At 39.8% G+C, this 4,212-nt stretch carries 3 protein-coding genes; all 3 read left to right on the forward strand.

Going from position 1 to position 4,212, the window contains the following annotated elements:
• Positions 1 to 1,082 (forward strand): sensor histidine kinase (locus PF479_RS13595; protein ID WP_298007517.1); only part of this gene is annotated, 1,082 nt, incomplete at its 5' end.
• Positions 1,075 to 2,577, forward strand: coding sequence for a response regulator (locus PF479_RS13600; protein WP_298007518.1), 1,503 nt, complete (start codon positions 1,075 to 1,077; stop codon positions 2,575 to 2,577). The genes PF479_RS13595 and PF479_RS13600, both read left to right, overlap by 8 nt.
• Before the next feature lie 151 nt (positions 2,578 to 2,728).
• Complete coding sequence (locus PF479_RS13605; RefSeq protein ID WP_298007520.1) at positions 2,729 to 4,000, forward strand: ABC transporter substrate-binding protein; 1,272 nt, start codon at positions 2,729 to 2,731, stop codon at positions 3,998 to 4,000.
• Positions 4,001 to 4,212: the final 212 nt, after the last annotated feature.

Below are 4,212 nucleotides of genomic sequence, written 5' to 3' on the forward strand. Positions count from 1 at the left end.
CTAATACAAGGGAGGATATCTCTGAACAAATTGACATTGAGACTCTTCTGACAGAGAATCAGGACCCTCAAAACATTAGAGTTTCGGACGGACAGGAAATGCTCATTAATTCAAAAATAATTCCCAATACCGGCTGGATTGTCATCAGTTTCATTCCTCTTAAAGAACTGACAAAGGATGTCAGAAAAATGACCTATACTCTAATACTCATTGGTGCTTTTGTATTTCTCCTGGCACTTGTCAGTACTATTAAATTATCTCAAACCATTACAAGTCCTTTGACAGACCTGACGAATCATATCAAAACCCTGGAAGATGGTAATCTGGTAAAGTATAAAATCGCCGAACGTGCCGATGAAATCGGAATATTGAATGACAGCTTCAACAGCATGATTGATCGAAATAAAGAACTGTTACGCAAGATTGACCGAAATGAAAAGAAAAAAAGGGAATATGAACTGGCCCTGTTACAGGCCCAGGTGAAACCGCATTTTCTTTACAACACTCTGGATATCATTTACCGCCTGGCTTCGTTGGGTAGAACAGAAGAAGTCATAAAAGCCACAAAAAACATTGCCGATTTTTATCGTATTGCCTTAAGCAAGGGAGATGAAATCATCCCCCTCAAAAGAGAACTGGAACTGGTTGAAAAATATTTGTATATCCAGAAAATTCGGTATCCTGATATTTTCGATTTCCGGATAGCTTTAAAAGGCACCATTGAAGACTATACAATCCCCAAATTTACCATACAGCCTCTTGTCGAAAATGCCATCTATCACGGGTTAAAAGTCAAAAAGGAAAAGGGAGTCATTGAAATAACAGGATCGAAGGAGAAGGATGCCATTCTCATTGAAGTTTCTGACAATGGTGTAGGCATGAGCCGGGAACAAATAGAACAAACCCTGGCTAAATCCATTGATATGAATCTTACAAAATCATTTGGAATCATCAATATAGATGAAAGATTAAAACTATATTACGGCCCTGATTATGGAATCACCATGAGAAGTGAGCCGAATGCAGGCACCACAGTCAGTATCAGAATAGGATTTAATAAAGAGGAAAGTATAAATGTTTAGAGTTCTGATTGTTGATGATGAACCTCTAGCCAGAGAGCATATCCGGGAAACTGTAGATTGGCAGAAGCTGGGCATAGAGGTATGCGGAGAAGCGTCAGACGGAACAGAAGCCCTGATAAAAATCAAAGAGTTACAACCTCAGATTATACTGCTGGACCTTATCATGCCTCTCATGGACGGCATGAGTCTGGCGGAACACATAAGCGAGAATAATCTGGATGTCTCAATGATCATCAGTACCGGCAGTGATGAATTTGAATTTGTGAGAAAAAGCATGAAACATGATGTCAAAGACTATCTGTTAAAGCCATTTGATATCAATGAGCTGGAACTTGCCCTCCTTCGTATAAAGAATCAGCTAACACTAGAGAACCAGAACAGAACCAGGAATAGAAATGCGATTCTCTACAATATGCTCACCAACCCCATTCAGGAGAATTTCAGCCTGGCAAGAAGTTATTATGATTTTGATAATAAGATATTTGAGATCGCCGTCATATATAACAAGAGTGAGGACAAAAGCCAGGAGGCTATAAACAGCCTGACCGGATTCTGCCGGAATCCCGACAAAATAATCTTTATTAAAAGCGGGATAAAACGCATCATCTGTTTTTCAATGACCGAGGAAATGACCACCGGGAATGAATTGGCCACCATATTGCAAAATTATCTCATAGAAAAACAATCCCCCTGGTCTGAAACCTTAATTGGTATAAGCAGGTGTAACAGAGACATTCTGACTATAGGAAAATCGTTGCAGGAAGCAACCGAGACTGTTAACAACGGCATTATATTCGGTGAAAAAGGAATCAAGAAATATAAAATAGCACAAAGTGACAAAACCAGATATTTTTACTCCTCAAAGGATCTTGAAAATCTCCTAGTTTCATTGAGAAAGGGAAACAGCCGAAAAGTCAAGGAACAGATAGATCTCATTTTTCAGCAATTAGTAAAAGAGAATGTAGAATATGATAATTTGCTAAAAATAAGTAATGGGCTGATTTCTCTGTGTTATTCGATGATGATCGAAAAAAACAATGATTTGCAGAACCTGTTGGATCAGGGAGATATGAAAATCATCTTCAATAACAGGAATATTGATCAAATTAAGCATGATGTCATCAGTTTTTATCAATCAGCCCTGCAGAATGTTCTGACAGGCAAGGTAACAAAATCGCAAAAAGTGGCACGGGGCTGCGTCAAAATTATTGAACAAAAATATGCCGATTCAGAGCTCTCCATCACCATGATTGCTGAGGAACTGAACTATGAAGTCAGTTATCTGAGGCGCGTATTCCGGAAAGAAATCGGAGATACAATTAACGGATATATCATTGGATACCGGATGCAGAAAGCCAAAGAGATTCTGCATAAAAAGAGATACAGACATTCGGAAATTGCCTCGATGATAGGGTATGAGGACGCTTCCTATTTTAGTAAGAGTTTTAAGAAATATGTAGGGATTTCGCCCAAAGAATTTGAAATTTCAAATTAGATTCTAAGAAAATAATTAAAAAAATGGGATGAATGTGTTCAGGAATTACATATTTGTCCCTGATTTTGCATTTACCGATCAAAAATTCCGCGCTTACAATAAACCATCATCTGTATGTCATTTGATAAAACTTAAAAAAGAGGAAGACATTATGAAACGAATTTTGGGTATGGTGTTAATGATCAGTCTGCTCACCGCAACACTGTGGGCCGCAGGGCAGAAAGAAGAGGCTGTCACAGCTGGAAAAACACCCATCAGACTCTACACCTACTATGCTGACAAAGCGGTAGTCATCGTAGACCAGGCAGTAGCCAGAGTGGAAGCAAAATACCCTGTAGAAATTGAAATCATTCACAGAGTAGATGCCACGGGTGTGGAACTGAAAACGATGGCAGCCGTTGGCAAACTGCCGGATATTTATGAAGTTACCGGTGAATCAATAATCAATACATTTCTGAAATCGGGTGATATTGCTCCCCTGGAAGCCGGTATGGAAAAATATGGCGTCATGAAAGATGTGAATGCGACCACATTAGGTTCTCTGGTCAACACCGATGGCCATACTTATGCGATGAACTTTGAAGCTCCGAGGAACTTCCTCATCTATTACAATGAAAAAGTATTCAAAGAAAATGGTGTCAAACTCCCTACAAATTATGATGAATTGCTGGCCGCTTCTAAAGTTTTTCAGCAAAACAAGATTATCCCTCTCGCACTGTTCGGTGCACAGCCCTGGCCCGGGATCATGCTTTTTGACAGCCTTGCCTCAAGATACAATCCCGGCGGCGTCAAGGCCTTAATGGATGGTTCTGCCAAGATTACCGATGCAGGATATGTGAAAGCAGCAAACCAGATTGTAGAGCTGGTTAATGCCGGATTTATTGGAAAAAGCTCATTTGCCACAAATGCATCACAGGCTTTTGAACTATTTAAAACAGGCAAAGCCGCCATGATAGGAAACGGAACCTGGTACCTTCTTGACGTGGCCTCCTATGGAGAAGGTTTCAACTACCTGGACAATCCCTTTGCAGAAGCAGGGAAAGAAGATCAGACCCGCTATGTCCGTTCCGGTGGTTCTTCTCAGGGTGGATGGACAGTCAATCCCAAAGGCACCAATGTTGAATTGTCTACTGAAATAGCCATCGAGTACTGTAAGGAAAGGGCCATAGCCAGTGTTGAATTGTTCGGAACAGCCAACCCCATGACCTATGAAGTAACTCCTGAGAAACCACGACATCCTGCGGCTCAGAAATACTCTGATGAAATCAGCAAGTTTCAATCCACAACCTATTTTCCCTGGAATATTCCCAATCAGGAAATTGGTTCAGCTCTCAATGACAATCATCAGTCTCTGCTGGCTAATGCCATTACTGCGGATGAGTTTATTGCCTATATGGCTAAAACCATTGCCGATAACCAATAATCCAAATCAGAAATAATTAAAAAAAGAAGCATTTAAAACTGGTAACTATCAATACTGCATTGATTGTTACCGGTTCATTTTCGTAAAGGTGAGGCAATTGAATACTTTTGTTAAGAATAAGAAAGCATTTTTCATTTTTACCACTCCCTTATTACTTATTTATACCCTTGTCATTGTATTCCCGGTCATACAGACATTTGTAATGAGTTTTT

This window comes from Oceanispirochaeta sp. (assembly GCF_027859075.1).
Taxonomy (GTDB): Bacteria; Spirochaetota; Spirochaetia; order DSM-2461; family DSM-2461; genus Oceanispirochaeta.